At 62.9% G+C, this 18,874-nt stretch carries 14 protein-coding genes; 6 read left to right on the top strand and 8 right to left on the bottom strand.

Going from position 1 to position 18,874, the window contains the following annotated elements; all coding sequences use genetic code 11:
* Positions 1-120: 120 nt before the first annotated feature.
* The 3 genes from KG104_RS18310 to KG104_RS05380 all read right to left on the bottom strand — a co-directional run bounded on the left by KG104_RS18310 (position 121) and on the right by KG104_RS05380 (position 5,378).
* Positions 121-2,217 carry an acyltransferase family protein gene (locus KG104_RS18310; RefSeq protein ID WP_207347502.1) on the bottom strand — a complete coding sequence of 699 codons (2,097 nt, stop codon included), beginning with the start codon at positions 2,215-2,217 and terminating at the stop codon, positions 121-123.
* A gap of 290 nt (positions 2,218-2,507) precedes the next feature.
* Complete coding sequence (locus KG104_RS05385) at positions 2,508-3,572, bottom strand: acyltransferase family protein (RefSeq protein ID WP_207347501.1); 1,065 nt, start codon at positions 3,570-3,572, stop codon at positions 2,508-2,510.
* 402 nt (positions 3,573-3,974) lie between these two features.
* Positions 3,975-5,378, bottom strand: coding sequence for an NAD(P)H-quinone dehydrogenase (locus KG104_RS05380; RefSeq protein ID WP_104055273.1), 1,404 nt, complete (start codon positions 5,376-5,378; stop codon positions 3,975-3,977).
* 105 nt (positions 5,379-5,483) lie between these two features.
* Here KG104_RS05380 and KG104_RS05375 point away from each other — a divergent pair, with 105 nt between their 5' ends.
* Together KG104_RS05375 and KG104_RS05370 are read left to right on the top strand one after the other, a co-directional pair.
* Positions 5,484-6,284, top strand: coding sequence for a purine-nucleoside phosphorylase (locus KG104_RS05375; protein ID WP_104055272.1), 801 nt, complete (start codon positions 5,484-5,486; stop codon positions 6,282-6,284).
* A 43-nt stretch (positions 6,285-6,327) separates the two neighbouring features.
* Complete coding sequence (locus KG104_RS05370; RefSeq protein WP_207347500.1) at positions 6,328-8,088, top strand: phospho-sugar mutase; 1,761 nt, start codon at positions 6,328-6,330, stop codon at positions 8,086-8,088.
* 12 nt (positions 8,089-8,100) lie between these two features.
* Here the strand turns inward: KG104_RS05370 and KG104_RS05365 are convergent, their stop codons facing one another.
* The 3 genes from KG104_RS05365 to KG104_RS05355 all read right to left on the bottom strand — a co-directional run bounded on the left by KG104_RS05365 (position 8,101) and on the right by KG104_RS05355 (position 11,336).
* Complete coding sequence (locus tag KG104_RS05365; protein ID WP_237686993.1) at positions 8,101-9,723, bottom strand: bifunctional diguanylate cyclase/phosphodiesterase; 1,623 nt, start codon at positions 9,721-9,723, stop codon at positions 8,101-8,103.
* Positions 9,716-10,054 (bottom strand): DUF7793 family protein, encoded by a 339-nt coding sequence (locus tag KG104_RS05360; RefSeq protein ID WP_207347499.1) that lies wholly within the window; start codon positions 10,052-10,054, stop codon positions 9,716-9,718. The genes KG104_RS05365 and KG104_RS05360 overlap by 8 nt, the downstream gene beginning before the upstream one ends.
* Positions 10,055-10,304: 250 nt before the next feature.
* Positions 10,305-11,336: a hypothetical protein gene (locus KG104_RS05355; RefSeq protein WP_207347498.1), complete on the bottom strand. Its 1,032-nt coding sequence runs from the start codon at positions 11,334-11,336 to the stop codon at positions 10,305-10,307.
* A gap of 127 nt (positions 11,337-11,463) precedes the next feature.
* Between KG104_RS05355 and KG104_RS05350 the strand changes: the two genes are divergently transcribed.
* The 4 genes from KG104_RS05350 to KG104_RS05335 all read left to right on the top strand — a co-directional run bounded on the left by KG104_RS05350 (position 11,464) and on the right by KG104_RS05335 (position 13,087).
* Positions 11,464-11,697 carry a hypothetical protein gene (locus KG104_RS05350; protein ID WP_207347497.1) on the top strand — a complete coding sequence of 78 codons (234 nt, stop codon included), beginning with the start codon at positions 11,464-11,466 and terminating at the stop codon, positions 11,695-11,697.
* Between the two features lie 85 nt (positions 11,698-11,782).
* Positions 11,783-12,466 carry a deoxyribose-phosphate aldolase gene (gene deoC / locus KG104_RS05345; RefSeq protein ID WP_207347496.1) on the top strand — a complete coding sequence of 228 codons (684 nt, stop codon included), beginning with the start codon at positions 11,783-11,785 and terminating at the stop codon, positions 12,464-12,466.
* 39 nt (positions 12,467-12,505) lie between these two features.
* Positions 12,506-12,757, top strand: a complete 252-nt coding sequence (locus tag KG104_RS05340) for a hypothetical protein (protein WP_104055267.1) — start codon at positions 12,506-12,508, stop codon at positions 12,755-12,757.
* 186 nt (positions 12,758-12,943) lie between these two features.
* The gene (locus tag KG104_RS05335) at positions 12,944-13,087 is read left to right on the top strand and encodes a hypothetical protein (RefSeq protein ID WP_181032373.1); all 144 of its coding nucleotides are present in this window, start codon (positions 12,944-12,946) and stop codon (positions 13,085-13,087) included.
* Positions 13,088-13,132: 45 nt separating this feature from the next.
* On the opposite strand, the gene mfd is transcribed toward KG104_RS05335, so the two are convergent.
* Positions 13,133-16,750 carry a transcription-repair coupling factor gene (gene mfd / locus KG104_RS05330; RefSeq protein WP_207347495.1) on the bottom strand — a complete coding sequence of 1,206 codons (3,618 nt, stop codon included), beginning with the start codon at positions 16,748-16,750 and terminating at the stop codon, positions 13,133-13,135.
* Positions 16,751-16,961: 211 nt separating this feature from the next.
* Complete coding sequence (locus KG104_RS05325) at positions 16,962-18,641, bottom strand: M20/M25/M40 family metallo-hydrolase (RefSeq protein WP_237686991.1); 1,680 nt, start codon at positions 18,639-18,641, stop codon at positions 16,962-16,964.
* Positions 18,642-18,874 lie beyond the last annotated feature (233 nt).

Below are 18,874 nucleotides of genomic sequence, written 5' to 3'. Positions count from 1 at the left end.
ACGCCGTACGCGCCTTGATCACGACTAGCAGACGCCGAAAGCGCCCAGACGGCAGCACGGCACCCCTCACCGGAGGAGAGTCTCCGCACAGCCCCACAGTGTCCGTTGCCTCCAGACCCGCTACTGGGCCGGTGTTATCAGTGGAACAAGGGCGGCCATGATTTGCGGTTTCATAGTGCGCGAGTAAGTTGCCGTTAGATGATTTCCGTCCCGATAAATTAGTACGCCTCCAATGACCGCTGGGCACATCTCGCCCGGGCAAATTGCGTCAGTGAGATCGACAACATACACGCCGGTCATACCTTCAGCTGCCTCAACCTCAGGCGATCTCTTGGAAAGGAGATTCTGCCTAGGCAGCGCACACCGAGACAACTCCGTCTCGTTTTGCGCGACGCAGTCCGGAACAGACTCGCCGGGGCGCGGAGCATCCTTCAGCGATATAACGGGAACGCCGGCTTCCACGAAGGGCGTCCAAGCCGCACGCATCCCCTGAATTAGAGCATCTTCGCTGGCGGACCGGTCACTAAAGCCAGCTGCCTGGTACCGACTTGTTCCAACTATTAGCGCACTTGGCGGATTATTCATTAGATCCTTAGCAACGTTCTCGCCCCAAGAAAGACAGTTCTCGTATGGGCGCCCATCGACAAGCACCATCTGAGCCGTAAACGGACATGACCCCTTCGTATAAACGTCCAACCGCCACCCCTGCTCGCTGGCAACTGCTGCAATTCCAGGTACAAACATCGCAGCATGAGAATCACCCACCACGGCCACTACAGTGGAGGAATCCGTGTCGCCCATCACACATTTCTGTACCGCATCGCTCGTCTCCGACTGAAGGCATGTCCTAGGAACATCAGAAGATGCCGCAACGGCGGTAGGGGTGATGGATGCGAAGGATTCTATAGGTACCCCTTGACTCGGATCACTAATCAGAACAGAAGCCCCCGCCAGAGGTTCTGGCACAGCGGAACTATTGGGAAGCGGCGAAGCCGAAAACTCTATGTCTGTGGATGGCGGCACCGGAGGAACCATGATGGCCAAGAGAACGCCAGCGGTTACTGCAGCAAGCGACATTAGCGCCCCCGCCCGCAACGTGGGGCCTCCGCCCCGTGCACGCTTCCCCCACGCCAGCGCAGGTTGCTCCACGTACCGCAAGCTCATCCAAGCGGGCAGAAAGGAAGCCACTACAACAACAAGGCCTGCCATCGGGCTTAACTCTCCGACGACTGCCGACGTCAATACCAGCAGCGGCCAGTGCCAAAGGTAAAGGGAATACGACATGGTGCCAACCCACACCATAGGACGTAGTCCAAGTGCTGCGGTCGGCCCAAACCTCCCGGCCACTGGGCCTGCCCAAATGATCATTGCGGCACCCACCGTCGGCAGCAGCGCCGTGGCCCCAGGGAAAGGTACAACGCTTGTGTAAGTCAAAGCCGCCGCCATGATCGCGGCCAACCCGCACCATCCGACAATAGCCGCAAGTGCCTTCGGACTTCTCAAACCCACTGGGCCGAGAAGTGCTAACCCCGCACCAACAGCAAGCTCCCAGAGGCGCGTTGTAGTGACAAAATAGGCTGGTCCCGAACTTGTCTCAACCATGTATAGTGACCATGCGAATGAAGGAACGGCCAGTGTCATGAGTGCAATCCCCATGACCCTCTTTCGATTCCGGCGCATCCTAGTGGCTAACCAAGCTGCCACTACCGCGACTAGCGGCCAAACAACGTAAAATTGTTCTTCTACCGCTAGGGACCAGAAATGTTGGAGCGGACTAGGAGCTTGATCATTTGCGAGATAGTCAATGGAGTCATTGGCCAACATCCAGTTGATTACGTAAAGGCCACTCCCCATGGCATCTTTTCCGACTTGCAACCATCGCGTCATGGGCATCAGCAGGTAGCTCGCGATTACCACAACAACTAGCACGACGGTCGCAGCTGGCAAGATTCGCGCCGCCCTCCGCGCATAGAATCCGACAAGGGACAGCCTGCCCGTCCTGTCGATTTCTCTGATAATTCCACCCGTGATAAGGAAACCAGATATGACAAAAAACACATCTACGCCTACGAAGCCACCAGGGATCCACCCTAATCCCGCATGATAGAGCAGCACCGCACCTACAGCTATGGCACGTAGACCTTGAATATCAAGTCGCAATTGATTATCTACCGGCACAAGCTTCCCCCTGACTCTTTGAGACAAAAGGTTTCTCATTACTTCCCCCAAAACACAGAGAGCCACAAAGCTCGAGACGGGTACATCAGATCGGGATCGTCCTGAAGTCAGAATTTATTGTGTGCTCGGCCCAACTAGCCGCGTCAACAAGCGAATGGGCGCCCCATTCTAGAATTACTACTTTACCGCACGCGTGCGGCATGGTGATTAAAGGCTTGCGCCTATGACTGCATCACCTTTTGCTATCCCAGAATACTAGCTCGACGCATAGGCAGCAGGAATCCACTGTAGATATGACCAGGTCATCACGGCGCAGGACGCCGCAGTCTTCAGCGTGTTCTCTGCCCGAGTACCGCCCAACTGATCCAATTCACTCTGCCGATAGTCTTCTCGAAGATAATGGGGAAGCCGACAGCCACGATCATTCCAACCAAGAAAAGTGTAAAGTTGCTGTCAACACCCAATTGGTTCAGTATCTTACTCGTCCCTGCTGATGCAAACAGGTGAAGCAGATATATGCTGAACGAATATTTTCCGAGCCATGCCAACGGACGACTGCAAAGATATGAACGAAGTAGGATAAGGGCTGTTATTGCGAATAGTCCGACGCATAGTTCAAGAATTCGCATTGCGGGATTGGTGTCTTCATAGGAACTGAGGACAGTATAGAGCCGAATAGTGTATACGGCCGCGAACATTGGGACACAAAAGATCAGAATGCGTCGGTTCTTATTCGTTATATCGAACTGTCTCAACCCATACCCAAGGAGAAAAAATGGTAACAAGCGAATGGCGCCGTTTAGGCTGAAAACATTGGCGTCCGAAGGGATCGAGACAAGCACAAATGCCGCAGACCCTGATCCAAAAACTATCGCCCAGCGTTTGAGTGTTGATAGTACGTCAAACATATCGAGGGCACCAACAAACACGAAAATCAAGAACATCGCCTGCAGGAACCATAGATGCTCGCCGCCGTATACAAACATCTTCCAGAAATCGCTTAAGCCCGGCTCCGAATTGCTGAAGGGAATGATCATTTGGGCGAGCAGAAATGCGGCTCCTACAGTAATAAGGGGCACGAGAAGTCGCCGCACCTTCCCGCTAATGAGGGCGCCCATTGCTTCGGGTCCCCAGACCCGACGACGAGCATAGATGTACCCAGACAGCGCCGCAAAGAGCGGCATTCGGATGTCTTCTAGTGCCACGTAGAAATAGCGCCAGGCCGAATCGTCCGGCACATCCATTCCACGATCCGAAGCGGAACCGATTACATGGCCCGCGACCATCAGGAGTACGGCAATTCCGCGAAGAGAATCGATGGAAATATCCCGAGTCTTCCGAAGCGCCGCGGCCTTTAGAGGCTCATTTCCCTTTAAGATTTCTTGAGCGTCCAACATTCCCCACTGACATAAATTCCTAGGTGACAGTATCACAGGAACGTGTAGAGGACGATATGTTTCATTTTAGGGAAATCAAAGTGCGCTGCGTCCGTTCTCCTCAGACTCGGCGGTGCTGCATCGAACGTCATTCTAAGCCACACTCATGGTCATAACGCTGTTGACACCGAGCGGCACTTCGGTTCCCTAGCTATTTGGAAGCGCGATCGGGGCCCAATGCCTTTCGACTCAATCGTCTTCGGGAATAGCTGCTGGAAGAGAGGCAGAGACGACCCAAACTTGTTTGTGGCGGTGACAAACGGACAAGTCCCCAGCGTCATGACTTGTCCAGCGCTTGTCGCCGCATCTGCGATGGCAGCATATTGCGTAAGTGCCGATAGGACCCGGCCGGACGGGAAACTACATGTGCACGTGCAGACGACGGGCAGCCTCGGAAATGGAACCGGTCAGCGACGGGTACACCGTGAAGGTGTTGGCCAGGTCATCGACGTGGAGCTTCTGGGTGACCGCGATGGCGATCGGGAAGATCAGCTCCGAAGCGCGCGGGCCCACCACAACGCCGCCGATGACGGTGCCGGAGCCCTTGCGCGAAATGATCTTCACGAAGCCTTCCTTGACCTCCATCATCTTGGCCCGTGCGTTGGTGTGCAGGGAGAGCTTGATGACGTCGCCCTGATAGCGGCCTTCGGCGATGTCCTGCTCGGATACGCCCACGGAGGCAATCTCCGGGGAGGTGAAGATGTTCGAGGCGACGTTCTTGAGCTTCAGCGGCTTCACCCCGTCGCCCATCAGGTGTGCAATGGCGATCCGGCCCTGCATCGCGGCCACGGAGGCAAGGTTGAACACGCCGGTGCAGTCGCCGGCGGCGTAGACGTTGGAGGCGGTGGTGCGGGAAACGCCGTCGACCTTGATCTGTCCGCGGTCATCGAGCTGCACGCCGGCCTCTTCCAGACCGATGCCTGCCGTGTTGGGGATGGCGCCCACGGCCACCAGGCAGTGGCTGCCTTCCACGGTGCGGCCGTCGTCGAGCGTAACCAGTACGCCGTTGCCGGTGTTCTTCACGGACTCGGCGCGCGAACGGTTCAGCACGGTCATCCCGCGGGCCTGGAACACGTCCTCGAGCACGACGGCGGCATCCGCGTCTTCGCCGGGCAGGACCCGGTCGCGGCTGGAGATCAGCGTGACCTTGGTGCCCAGGCCGTTGTAGGCGGACGCGAATTCCGCGCCGGTGACGCCCGAGCCAATGACGATCAGGTGCTCGGGGATCTCGGTGAGGTTGTAGACCTGCTTCCAGGTGAAGATGCGTTCGCCGTCGGGCATGGAGGATTCCAGCTCGCGCGGGCTGGCGCCAACCGAAATAAGCAGCGCCTCAGCCTCAACAGTCTGCGTGCCGTCTTTCGTGACAACCTCGAGGGTCTTGTTGTCCAGCAGCCGGCCCTTGCCGGTGATGACCTTCACCCCCACCCGCTCAAGGGTGCGGTGAATGTCATTGGACTGTTCCTTGGCCAGGGCCAGGAGCCGGTTGTTGACCATCTTCAGGTCCGCCACCGCGGGCTGCCCGGTGGAGCCAAAGTCCACGCCCAGGGAGGAGGCCGAAGCGAAGCGGGTCATCACGTCGGCGGTGGCAATCAGGGTTTTGGAAGGCACGACGTCGGTCAGCACGGCTGAGCCGCCCAATCCGTCCTGCTCCACAATGGTGACGTCCGCCCCGAGGGACGCGGCTACCATGGCGGCTTCGTATCCTCCCGGGCCGCCGCCGAGGATCGCAATTTTTCGGGCAGTAAAATCAAGTTGGGTCGTCACAGTTGTCCATTCTGTCCCATCCCCGCCGCCCGCTCAAACGCCGGAAGCTTCGCCTCAAGCTCAGCCACCATGCGGTGCACGCATAAGTCACGGTAGGTTGGACCAGTGAGCAACGATCCTTTTGAACTAGCCCAGCAGGCCGCCAAGTACATTGCCGAGGAAACCGGCGTGCCCAACCATGACATTGCCCTGGTCCTCGGCAGCGGCTGGGGTGAGGCCGCCGAACTGATCGGCGAGACCACTGCCACCCTCAACGCTACGGATATCCCGGGCTTTTCCGCCCCCGCTGTGCAGGGGCACGTGGGGACCATTCGGTCCGTGCTGACGCCGTCGGGCAAGCGCGCGCTGGTTCTCGGCGCACGCACCCATTACTACGAGGGCAAGGGCGTCCGCGCCGTCGTCCACGGAGTCCGCACCGCAGCTGCGGCCGGCGCCAAGGTGATGGTTCTCACCAACGGCTGCGGCGGCCTGAACCCCGATTGGAAGCCCGGAACCCCGGTTCTGATCAGCGACCACATCAATCTCACCGCCACCTCCCCGCTGGAAGGCGCCACCTTCGTGGACCTGACGGACCTCTACTCCTCCCGCCTGCGCGAGCTGGCCCGCACCGTGGACCCGTCCCTGGATGAAGGCGTCTACGCCCAGTTCACCGGTCCGCATTACGAGACGCCCGCCGAAGTCCGGTACGCCAAGACCATCGGCGCAGATCTGGTGGGCATGTCCACCGCGCTCGAGGCCATCGCCGCCCGGCACGCCGGCATGGAGGTGTTCGGCATCTCGCTGGTCACCAACCTGGCCGCCGGCATCAGCCCGGAGCCGCTCAGCCACACCGAGGTCCTGGAAGCCGGAGCCGCTGCAGGCCCCCGGATTTCCCGGCTGCTGGCTGACATCATCGGCAAGCTCTAACGGCCGCCGCTTAACTCCTATCCCCGATCCGCAGGTACATCCCATGACGTTGAATCCCACCGAGCTGAACGAGCTCGTGACCGCCGCCAAGAGCTGGGCGGATGAAGACCCCGATTCCGGAACAGCGGCCGAGCTGCGGGGGCTGCTCGCGGAGCTGTCCGCCGATGCTTCCGCAGCAGCAGCTGCCGCGGAAGAGCTGGCGGACCGGTTTGCCGGCACGCTGGAATTCGGCACGGCCGGCCTGCGCGCTGCATTGGGCGCCGGACCCCGCCGGATGAACCGTGCGGTGGTGCGCCGCACGGCCGCCGGCATCGCCTCGTTCCTGCAGGACACGGCCGGTGACAAGTACACCCCCAGTGCAGTGATCGGCTACGACGCCCGGCACAAGTCACGCGCCTTCGCGCTGGAGACGGCGGCCGTGTTCGCTGCCGCCGGCATCGAAACCTTCCTGCTCCCCTGCACGCTTCCGACGCCGGTGCTCGCCTACGCGGTCCGTGCCCTGGACACCGACGCCGGTGTGATGGTCACCGCCAGCCACAATCCGGCGGCGGACAACGGCTACAAGGTGTACCTAGGCGGGCGGACGGTGAAGGGCCCGGGCAAGGGTGCGCAGATTGTCTCGCCGTACGACGCTGAAATTGCCGCCCGCATCGACTACAGCGTGCCGCTGAAGAGCATTGAGATTGCCCCGGAAGGCTGGACCGACGTGTCCGAGTCCATCGTGGCGGACTACATCAACGCCGTGGACCGGCTGGCATCGCGCGAACGGTTCCCGGAACGGGATCTGAAGATTGTCCTGACCTCGCTGCACGGCGTGGGCGGGGAAACCATGAAGTCCGTGCTGAAGGACGCCGGTTTCCGCAAGGTCATTCCGGTGGCTGCCCAGGCCCAGCCGGACCCGGACTTCCCCACCGTGGCCTTCCCCAACCCGGAGGAACCCGGCGCGCTTGACCTGGCACTGGAAACCGCCGTCGAGCACAACGCCGACCTGGTCATCGCCAATGATCCCGACGCCGACCGCGTTGCCGTGGCGGCTCTCAACCCGGCCGACGGCGAGTGGCGGATGCTCCGCGGCGATGAAGTGGGCGCCCTGCTGGGCCGGCATCTGACCCGCCGCATCACCTCCGGGCACTGGAAGGTCCGCGGGGAGAAGACGCGCAAGGGCGTCGTTTTCGCGAACTCGATTGTCTCCTCACGCCTGCTGGCGCGCGTTGCCGAAGCTGCCGGCTTTGCCCACGTTGAGACCCTCACCGGCTTCAAGTGGATCTCCCGTGTGCCCCACCTGACCTACGGCTATGAGGAAGCCCTGGGCTACTGTGTGGCGCCGGGCCTGGTCCGCGACAAGGACGGCATTTCCGCCGGACTCCTGGTGGCTGAAATGGCTGCTGCCCTGAAGATGCAGGGGCGGACGTTCTTCGATGAACTCGATGACCTGGCCCTGGAGCACGGGCTGCACCTGACCGACCAGCTCTCCATCCGGGTTTCCGATCTGGGCCTGCTGGGCGAGATGATGGCGCGGCTGCGTGCCCAGGCTCCTGTGTCCCTGGGCGGCTCCCCCGTGGAATCCGCCGTGGACCTGGCCGAGGGAAGCGCCGAGCTGCCGCCCACCGACGGATTGAAGTACCTCACGGCTGACGGCACCCGGGTGATCATCCGCCCCTCCGGCACCGAGCCCAAGCTCAAGTGCTACCTCGAGGTGATTGTGCCGGTGGAATCCGCAGCGGACCTTCCGGCGGCCCGCGAACAGGGCCGCGCCCGGCTTGATGCGGTGCTCGCCGACGTGAACGCCGCTCTGGGACTGTAACGCCGGCAGGAGTTACCCGGGAAGAACGACGACGGCCTGCGGGAGGGTGCGCCCCTCCCGCAGCAGGTCGGTCACCTGGACCGCGGGAAGCGGCCTGCTGAAGTAGTAGCCCTGCCCGCAGCAGCAACCCATCTCCTGCAGCTGCCGTGCCTGCTTGGCGGTTTCAATGCCTTCAAAGACGGCATCCATGCCGGCGGCACGGATCAGGTTGTGGACCGCCGCCACAAACCTCAGCTGGCCGTCGTCGTCGGCCATGTCCGAAATCAGTGACCGGTCCACCTTGACCGTGTCCACCGGCAGCCGGTGCAGGTAGCTGATGGAGGAATAGCCGGTGCCGAAGTCATCGATTTCCAGGCCAACGCCCAGCGCCTGCAGGGAGCGCAGCGAGTAGGTCTCCACGTCACCGCCCGAGAGAAGAGCGCTTTCGGTAATCTCGAGGACCAGTTCCCCGGGTTCAGCTCCCGTTTTGCGCAGGGAGCCGCGCACGAAGTCCACCAGATCCATGCTCTGCAGTTCCGAGGCCGCCAGATTGACCCGGAGCAGGAATTTCCTATCGGCGGGCAGCAGCCGGCGCCACTGTGCAAGCTGCTGCAGCGCGGTGTGCAGCACCCAGCGGCCGATTCCGACAATCAGCCCCGTCTCTTCGGCCAGCGGGATGAAGTCATCCGGCATCACCAAACCGCGGCTGGGATGGTTCCACCGCACCAACGCTTCAACGCCCTGCAGCCGGCCGCTCTGCAACTCCACCACGGGCTGGTATTCCAGGAACAGCTCACCGTTCGAAACGGCCTGGCGAAGCTCGCGCGCTGTTTGGCGGCGCAGCTGCCTGCGGTACAGCATCACCGGCTCAAACACTTTGATCCGCCGGTGAACGTCCTCCTTGGCCGCATACATGGCAGTGTCCGCACGCAGCATGATGGCACTGGCGTCTTCCCGGGGCTGCGCCAGATGGATCCCGATGCTGGCTCCGGTCCAGGCATCGATGTCCTCCAACGGGATGCGCTGCTTGAGGGAGTCCATGATTTTCAGCGCTGTGCCGCGTGCCTGCTGGACGGTGGAGACCGGCAGCAGCACGGCAAACTCATCCCCGCCCAGGCGTGCCACAACGCTGCCGGGGCCGGCCGCCGCCACCAGCCGTGCGGCAATCTCGATCAGTACCAGGTCCCCGGAATCATGCCCCAGACTGTCATTGACCTCCTTGAAACCGTCCAGGTCAAGCAGGAGGACGGCCGGCCCCGGCTGGCCGTCCCTGCGGTTGGCGACCGCAGCAGTCAGCGCCTCGTGCAGGGATGAGCGATTGCCGATGCCTGTGAGCGGATCGGTCATAGCCATCTTCTGCATGGTCAGGTGTGCTTCGCGCAGCTCGCGGGTGCGTGTTTCCACCCGCTCTTCAAAAGCGGCGTAGACCTCGTTGAGTTCATCGGCCAGCAGGTTGATGCCCGTGATGACGGCGTCCACCTGGTCCCGGGCCTTGGAGACGGGGATGTGCGTGCTGAGATCGCCTGACGCTATTCGGATGATGCCTTCGACAACTTGACTCAGGCGGTCGTCTTCTCCCGGCGGACGGCGGGCGACTTGCGGCGTTTCCGGTGCGATGTCCGGCGCAGCCGGTGTCCCGCGCCGGGCATCAGGCAACGCTTTTCCTCTTCAGCCAGCCCAGGGCTTCCTGTTCAGAGGAGAAGTAGCGGGTGGGGCAGGGCTGAACGGTTCCGCCCAGGAGGAAGTTGGCGATGACACGGTCCACGGGCGTCATGCCGAGAACCGCGACGGCGGCCAGCGACTGAGCGCTGCTGAACACAGTGCGCGCACTCCTGGTGACAGCTTCAACGCCGGTCAGGACCAGCAGCATCGGCATCTTCCTGATGCCTGCCAGCCGCCCCACTTCGTCATTCGCCGCTGCGGCCATGGTTCCGGTGACTACTTCGCCGGGCGGGAGGACCAGCACAATGTGTCCGTCGGGCGCCATGGACACGTCCACCCTCGGCCCTTTGTCCGGCGCCGGAGCACATCCGCACCCGTAAACCCCCGCGCCCGTACCTGTGCCTGAAGAACGCTCATCCGGACAGTCATTCCAGACTGTTCTTTCGACCGATCGTTGCTGTGTCATGCTTCCCCCCAGAAGCGCCGGAAAGTAGCTGCGCGATGCCGCTGCAGTGTCGTGCCCCGCGCCTACTCCCGAAATTGATGCTTACTAGCCCCGCACGTGCTTTTTCCGATCAGTGACTGCCGGCATTAATGCTGTCAATGATGCTGCGGACCTCCAGCGCCCGGCGTCGGCCACCGTGCGCAATGAAGACTTTTTCGGAATGAACCGCTGCAGCCAAGGCTTCATCATTCCGCCCGAGCTCATGCAAAGCAAGGGCTGCAACGTATTCCACGTCCGCAAGCAAATGTTCGGGCAGAAGTTCCCGCTGGTCAAGTATTTGCTGAACGCAGGCCACGGCTTCCTCAGCACCGTTGTTGGATACGAGCCACTGTGCCCGGGCAGTGGAAAGCTCCAGTTCCATGAGTGGGCTTCCGCCGGTAACTGAGTTGGCCAGCTCAGCCCGTTCAATGCATTCGAGGGTTTCTTGGTCCGCTATGCCTGCTGAGAGACGCGCTTGGGCGGACCCTTTGTTGAAAAATGCCCACGTATTCACGTCATTATCCGGGGCGAGATTTTCAGCGGCCAGTTTATGGTATCGAATACCGTTCTCAGCGTCACCGTTCAGGAACGCAACGTTGCCAACTGCCCAGTACGCCTTGCCGGCGATATGTTGATCGTCCTGCTGCCCGGCCAGGGCTGCAAGCCTCAGTGCGTGTGGCCAGGCCTCGCTGGCTTTGTCGCTCTCAGCGAGAGCGGCGACGAGACCATGCAGCATCTCGATTTCGTCCACGGTGTCCGAAGGTTCATTGAGTTCTATTGCCGCTGCTTCTTGAGCGACGACAAGGGACTCGCCTATGTGCCCCAAGCTCTCCAACGCTCTTGAATACAGGGCTTTGGCCCGCGCAACCATTGCCTGATCACCTTGCAGCGCCGAGCTTTCCGACAGTGCCTTGGTGCTCGTAGCGAATTCCTGAATCAGACCCAGCTCCATTTGGCATTCCGCCAGCAGGAGTGTCATGCGCCAATACCCGGTGATGTCCTCTTTAATGAGGGCTTCACCGGCCGCCGCCGTTGCATGGCCTAAGGCCGCCTTATACTCGCGGCGGTCCCAGTGCAGGCGTGCCCGATACTCGTTCAGCATTTGATCGACAGAGTTGTCCAATTCCCACTGCACCTAACTCGCTCATTACAAGACTTGTTCCGCCTACAGTACTCCAGGCGGGCCGCCGCGAGCGTCCCCGTCATAAAACTGAAGTGCATCGAATCTTACACTTTGGATACTGAAAAAAATGACCATAGATTTTACCTCCAACCTATCGATTTATTCGCTTGCTTCAGCGAGACTTTACTTTGTCGTTATTTACTACTTGGAGGACTCAATGAAAAAACTGGCATCCGCTCTGCTTCTTGCCACCACAATCGCCGTCGCTGGCGCAGCAGCACCCGCGTCGGCAGCAACACTCAGCCTGGGAGCGTCTGTAGTAAATCCGCTGACGACGATGTTTCCCATCATTTTCCCGTAGGTAACAAAATGGCCGGGTCAGCGTCGAAAGACGTTTACCCGGCCATAGTCTTTCCAGGGCCCAACGGCACCCCTCCTGTGGCAAGATGGTTGGCATGTCTACAGCCATTGCCTCGTACATTGACCACACGCTCCTCAAACCCGAGGCGAGCCGTGAGGACATCCTAAAAGTCTGCGCCGAAGCCGCCGAATACGGTTTCAAGTCCGTTTGCGTCAACCCGCTGTGGGTCGGCACCGTTCGCACCGCGCTCAAGGGCAGCGGCGTCCTGACCTGCTCGGTCATCGGCTTCCCGCTGGGCGCCACCACCACCGAAGTGAAGGTGTTCGAAGCCCGGGGTGCACTCCAGGACGGCGCTGACGAGATTGACATGGTCATCGACATCGCCGCCGCCCGCCGCGGAGACCGGGACGCCCTGGTCCGCGACATTGCCGCCGTGGCCGACGAGGTTCACACCGGCAACGGCATCCTGAAGGTCATCATTGAAACGGCGCTGCTCACCGACGAGCAGAAGGTCCTGGCCTGCGAGGCAGCAGTGGAAGCCGGAGCGGATTTCGTGAAAACGTCCACCGGATTCAACGGCGGCGGAGCCACCGTGGAGGACGTTGCCCTCATGCGCAAGACCGTTGGACCGGACCTCGGGGTCAAGGCTTCGGGAGGTGTCCGTTCGCGCGAAGATGCGCAGGCAATGATCGACGCCGGTGCCACGCGTATCGGAGCGAGCTCCGGTATCGCTATTGTTAAGGGTGGGAACGCCGCGTCGGACTACTGATCCGCCGGCTACTGAAATCTTTTTGAAACGGAGAACACCATGGCAGGAACACGGTCCAAGCAGCCCACGCACTCGGGTGAAGGGCACCTTGTCAGCAACCTCGTCACCTTTATCATCTTCCTGGCGATCTTTGCCGTTGGCCTTTACTCGCTGAGCTGGCTGAGCCTGGACAACGTCTGGCCGATGGTGATCTGCCTGGCTCTGGGTACGCTGGCGTACTTCGTGCCGTTCGTGACGGGCCGTTCGGATACGGCCAAGGAACTGGCCGAAGGCCGGGTTGCCGGCAAGTAGCAGCAGCCTCTTCAAAAAACGTTTGCACGCAGCCGGACCGGCTGCGTGCAAACGTGTTTAACGGGCAAATACCAGCCCTGGGCCCCCAACAGGCCCCGTTCCAAGTGATTAACGCGTACTTCCGGCAGGCATCCACGTACTCACTACGCTAAGAAACCGGTAAGCCGGTCTCCTATATTCGATTCCATGAGCACCACTATGACGCGCCGGGAATGGCGCCAGGACCGTGCCCGTCAGCAGCGCACCATGCGCATCGGCTACGGGATTGTCATTGCCACCGCAGTAATGTGCGTGGCCGTTTTCATTGTGGCGCTTACCCAGCCGGTCTAACCGGGCGGTGGCCGGGACGCCCCGTCCGACGCCCCGGCCACCTGTTCACTCCTTGAAAACCGCGTCCACCACCTGCTGCGCCCAGGCCAGGATTTCGGCATCCACCAAATCCCGTCCGCCAATCCGGGCGGTCTTGGGCTTGGGCACCAGCACCGCATTCAGGGCCGGCTTCACCGAGGCCCCGGGGTACATCCGCTGCAGCCTCATCACGCGGGACTCGGGCAGGTCCGCCGGAGCAAACTTGATGAAGTTGCCCTGCAGTGCCACATCGGTCAGCCCGGCCTCGCGGGCACCCACCCGGAAACGGGCCACGTCGATGAGGTTCTGCACGGCCTGCGGGGGCTCGCCGTAGCGGTCCACCAGCTCGGCGAGCACCTCGTCAATCGCCTCGTACGTCACCGCTGAGGCCAGCTTGCGGTAAGCCTCCAGCCGCAGCCGCTCCCCCGGCACATACTCGTGCGGCAGGTGCGCGTTGACCGGCAGCTCGATTTTCATTTCCGCGGCCTTCTCCTCGGCCTCGCCGCGGTAATCTGCCACGGCTTCGCCCACCAGCCGGATGTACAGGTCAAAGCCCACCCCTGCGATGTGGCCGGACTGTTCCCCGCCGAGCAGGTTGCCGGCGCCGCGGATTTCCAGGTCCTTCATGGCCAGCTGCATACCGGCGCCGAGCTCGTTGTGCGTGGCCACGGCCTTGAGCCGCTCCAGCGCCACCTCGCCCAGCGGCTTCTCCGAGGGATACAGGAAGTACGCGTACGCGCGTTCCCGCCCGCGGCCCACACGTCCGCGCAGCTGGTGCAGCTGGGACAGGCCGAAGTGGTCCGCCCGGTCCACGATGAGGGTGTTGGCATTGGAAATGTCCAGCCCGGTCTCGATGATCGTGGTGCACACCAGCACGTCAAAACGCTTCTCCCAGAAGTCCACGATGATCTGCTCGAGCTTGGATTCGCTCATCTGTCCGTGCGCGACGGCGATGCGCGCCTCCGGGACCAGCTCCTGCAGGTGCGCGGCGGTCCGGTCGATGGAGGACACCCGGTTGTGCACGAAGAACACCTGGCCTTCGCGCATCAGCTCGCGGCGGATGGCCGCTGAGGCCTGCCGGTCCGTGTACGGGCCCACATAGGTCAGCACCGGATGCCGTTCCTCCGGCGGGGTGGCCAGGGTGGATGTTTCCCGGATGCCGGTCAGCGACATTTCCAGGGTGCGCGGAATCGGCGTCGCACTCATCGCCAGGACGTCCACGTTGGTGCGCATCTTCTTCAGCGCTTCCTTGTGCTCCACGCCGAAACGCTGTTCCTCGTCCACGATCACCAGGCCGAGGTCCTTGAACTGGACCTCCTGGGACAGCAGCCGGTGCGTGCCGATCACCACGTCCACCGAGCCGTTCTTCACGCCCTCGATGGTTTCCTTGGCCTGCTTGGCCGTCTGGAACCGGGACAGGGATTCCACCCGCACGGGGAAGCCGGAGAAACGTTCACCGAAGGTTTCCATGTGCTGCTGGGCCAGCAGCGTGGTGGGCACAAGCACCGCCACCTGCTTGCCGTCCTGCACGGCCTTGAACGCGGCGCGCACCGCAATTTCGGTTTTGCCGTAGCCGACGTCGCCGGAGACCAGGCGGTCCATCGGGACTTCCTTCTCCATGTCCGCCTTGACCTCGTTGATGGTGGTCAGCTGGTCCGGGGTTTCCACGTACGGGAAGGCCTCTTCCAGCTCGCGCTGCCACGGGGTGTCCTTCGCGAACGCGTGTCCCTTGGACGCCATCCGGGCGGAGTAGAGCCGGATCAGTTCCCCGGCAATTTCCTTGACCGCCTTGCGGGCCCGGGACTTGGTCTTGGCCCAGTCCGAGCCGCCCATCTTGGACAGCACCGGGGTTTCCCCGCCCACGTAGCGGGTGATCTGGTCCAGCTGGTCCGTGGGCACAAACAGCCGGTCGCCGGGGCCGCCGCGCTTGGCCGGCGCGTATTCGAGCACCAGGTACTCGCGCACGGTCTTGTTCTGCCCGGCGCCGGTGGCCCGCTGGATCAGCTCCACAAACTTGCCCACGCCGTGCTGCTCGTGCACCACAAAGTCGCCCTCGTGCAGCTGCAGGGGGTCGACGGCGTTGCGCCGCTTGGAGGGCATCTTGCGCATGTCGCGGGTGGAGTAGGCGCTGGCCCGGCCAAGCAGATCAGCCTCGGTCAGCAGCCCGGTCTTCAGCCCGTCAAAGACGTAGCCGCGCCCGGCGCTGGCGGTGGTGATGGAGATGATGCCCGGCACCGGTTCGATGTCCAGGGATTCGGTCAGGGAGGCCGGAATGTCATTGTCACGGAACAGTTCGGCCAGACGCGAGGCGGGGCCGGGGCCTTCGGTGACGACGACAACGCGCCAGGCGTCCCGCACGCGGGAGCCGATGAATTCCATCATCTCCGCCACGTCGCCCTGGTAGCCGCGGGGTTCGCGGGCGTTGATGGTCAGGGTGTCGATGTCCAGGACGGTTTCATCGTCCGGGTTGAAGGAGGTGATGGACCACCAGCCCACCGAGTTGGCCAGGGCGGCGGAGCGGGTGTCGGCCAGGGAGCGGAAGCTCGCGGCCTCCAGATCCGCGCTGATCCCGGCGGACAGATCCAAAGGTGCGGCGCCGCCGTCGGACGCTGTGGCCCACGCGGCGGCGAGGAATTCCTCGTTGGTGGCCGCCAGGTCATGGGCGCGGGCGCGGACCTTTTCGGGTTCGATCACCACGGACAATGACCCGGCGGGCAGCTGGCCCATCAGCGGCACCATTTCATCCACCAGCACCGGAGCCAGGGATTCCATGCCCTCGACGGCGATGCCGCCGGCGATCTTCTCCAGCATGTCCGCGGCGGCGGGCATCTGGGACTGCAGCTTCGCGGCGCGACGCATCACCGACGGGGTGATCAGGATTTCGCGGCAGGGCGGAGCGTACAGCTCGGTGGGGTGGGTGATGTGCGGGCCGGTGAGGGTGCGCTGGTCGGCGACGGCGAACCAGCGCATCGAGTCCACTTCGTCGCCGAAGAAATCAATGCGGATCGGATGGTCCTCGGTCGGCGGGAAGACATCCAGGATGCCGCCGCGGACGGCAAACTCGCCGCGGTGCGAGACCATGTCCACCCGGGCGTAGGCGGCTTCGGAGAGGGCCTTGACGACGTCGTTGAACGGCCGCTCCTCCCCCACCTTCAGCGCCACCGGCTGCAGGTCGCCGAGCCCGCCGACCAGCGGCTGGACGACGGCGCGCACCGGTGCCACGATCACCTGAATGGGATGGCCCTCGGGATGGGCAAGGCGGCGCAGGACGGACAGCCGCCGGCCCACGGTGTCCGAGCGCGGCGAGAGGCGTTCATGCGGCAGGGTCTCCCAGGACGGAAACTCCTCGATGCCGGCCAGCGGCAGGTAGGAGCGCAGCGCTGCGGCCAGGTCCTCGGCTTCGCGGCCGGTGGCCGTCACGGCGAGCACCACCGGAGGCGCGGAAGCAGCGTTGGCGGTTCCGGCGTCGTTGGCTGCTTCGGCGAGCCCGTCCACCATTTCCGCCAGCAGCGCCGCACGCATGCCCTGCGGCGCGCCGATCTGCAGGTCATCGCTGCGGCGCTCGGGGGTGCGCGAGGCGAGGGTTCGCACCCGTGCGTAGGACGGGTCTTCGGCCAGGGCGGCGCGCAGTCCGTTCAGGCTCATGGGGAGGGGCTCCTTGACGTGAGGCAACGCAAATAACCCGAAGTTCACTGAGGAACCCCGGGGCTTTTCTTCCAGCCTACCCGCATGACGGTAACGCGGCGGGCCCCGTCCGCTCCCGGCGGAGAGGCGGGCGGCCGCTGCGTAAACACACAACCGCCGCCCGTCACATGACGGGCGGCGGTTGTGTGCGGATGTGCGGGTCAGCGCCTGATTACTTCAGCGCCTCATCACCCCGGAACTGCAGGTCGACCTCGGCCGGTGCCAGCCGCTTCGACCGGACGTCGCCGCCGCCGCGCAGGTCCGCGTCCGTCCGGGCGAAGGTCAGCACGGCATGGGCCACGGCGTCGGACATCTGGTCCAGTCCGCGGCGGTTGATGTTGCCGAGGTCATCGCATTTCTGGTGGTAGCAGGGGTCGTACGCTTCCCCCGCCGTGCCGCCAAACACGGCCGCTTCCTCCTCGGTCTTGATGCCTTCGGCACCGCTGAACAGCCCGCCGGCCGGAATATCGTTGAGGATGAACGCCGAGTAGTCGGAGCGTCCGCTGAACTCAGTGGGAGCCGAGGCCAGCTTCTGCCCGGCAAAGTACTCCTCGAAGATCCTCTCGATCTCGTCGGATCCCGTCGGCCGCGGAGCGTCACTCTCCGGGAACGCAGACCCGTCGCCGTCGTATACAAAACGGACCAGGTTCGGCGAACCCAGCATGTCGAAGTTCAGGTTCGCGAGGGTGCCGTCCAGTCCGGCCTGATCCAGCTGCTCGACGTAGTGGTTGGAGCCCTGCAGACCGTCCTCTTCTCCGCCCCAGAAGGCAAAGCGGACCCGGTTCTGCAGCGGGTACTTTTTGGTGGTCTCGGCGAGCTGGATGGCGGTTTCCAGGATCGCCGCGCTGCCGCTGCCGTTGTCATTGATTCCCGGTCCCACCGGCACGGAGTCCAGATGGGCGCCGACGACGACGGTACGGTCCGCGTTTCCGCGGGGTGTGTCAGCCAGAATGTTAAACGAGTTGGTGGTCTGCACTCCGGCGTCAATGTTGAGCCGCAGTTCCACTCCGTCAGTGCCGGCCAGCGCTTCGCCAATGGCAAAGGTGGTGCCAACCACGGGGATGGTTGACGGCTCACCCAGGGTGCCGTTGACCAGCCCAAAGCGGTCATCGTTGGCCACCTCGTCCCCCTGGTTGAAGATGACGACGCCGGAGGCACCCGCCGCTGCCGCATTCGCCGCTTTGATCCCGAAGGAGCATTCGCCGCGCTGCATCAGCGCAATGCTGCCGGCGGCGAATCCGCTAAAGTCCTCAGCCTCGCAGCCGGAGGTGGTAACCCGGTCCCCGGAAAGGTTGATGTCCACAGCACTGACGGGTGCCGTGACATCCCCCGCGCCGGAGTAGGTCATGGTGGTGAAGTCGGTTCCGGCTGTGTAGAACGTGGCCGTTGGTGCGGTCTGTTCCAGGGCTTCGCTGGTCACCGCAAACTGGTCGTAGGAGAAATCCTGGCGCACGGGCTTGTAACCGGCCCGGCGCAGCTGGTCCTCGATGTACTGCCCGGACGCCTCGTAGCCTGGAGTGCCGGAAGCCCGGTTGCCGTCATTGGCATCGGCGGCGTCCTGCAGCCCCTCCAGATGGTCGAAGACGTTGTGGAGGGTGACGGCGGCACGCAGCTTGGCGCTCTCATCCTTCACGGGCTTGACTGGTTTCCCCGGCTTTCCCGGTTTTCCTGGCTTCCCCGGTTTGCCCGGATGGTGTCCCTTGCCGCCGCTGTCCGTGACGGCGGCGGTGCCGTCATCGGTGACGGTGGCGCGGGCTCCGCCGGATTCGGCGAACACCGGGCCTGCGGTTCCGGCGGTAAGGACAACAGCGGCTGCGAGCGCAGTTCCGCGGAGGATACGTGGTGTTTTCATGCTTCCCCTCATAGGTGCGAGTGATGTCAGATCCGGCGGCGCGATGGCACCGGCCGGACTTCGGGCGCCTCCCCCGGGGTGCCGTGCGGCTGACGGTAGGACACTGCAGCCCGGCGGGACAGTGAAGACCGCCAATTAGGTGAAGTTGCAGCGAAAAGCCCCGTGCCGCCGTCGTCTCTGTTTCGCCCCATCCGGCCACACGCTAGGTTGAAGGGTTTTACCCAAGCCGGAAA

This window comes from Arthrobacter sunyaminii (genome assembly GCF_018866305.1).
Lineage (GTDB): Bacteria > Actinomycetota > Actinomycetes > Actinomycetales > Micrococcaceae > Arthrobacter_B > Arthrobacter_B sunyaminii.
This window is presented reverse-complemented; position numbering and strand designations above follow the sequence as displayed.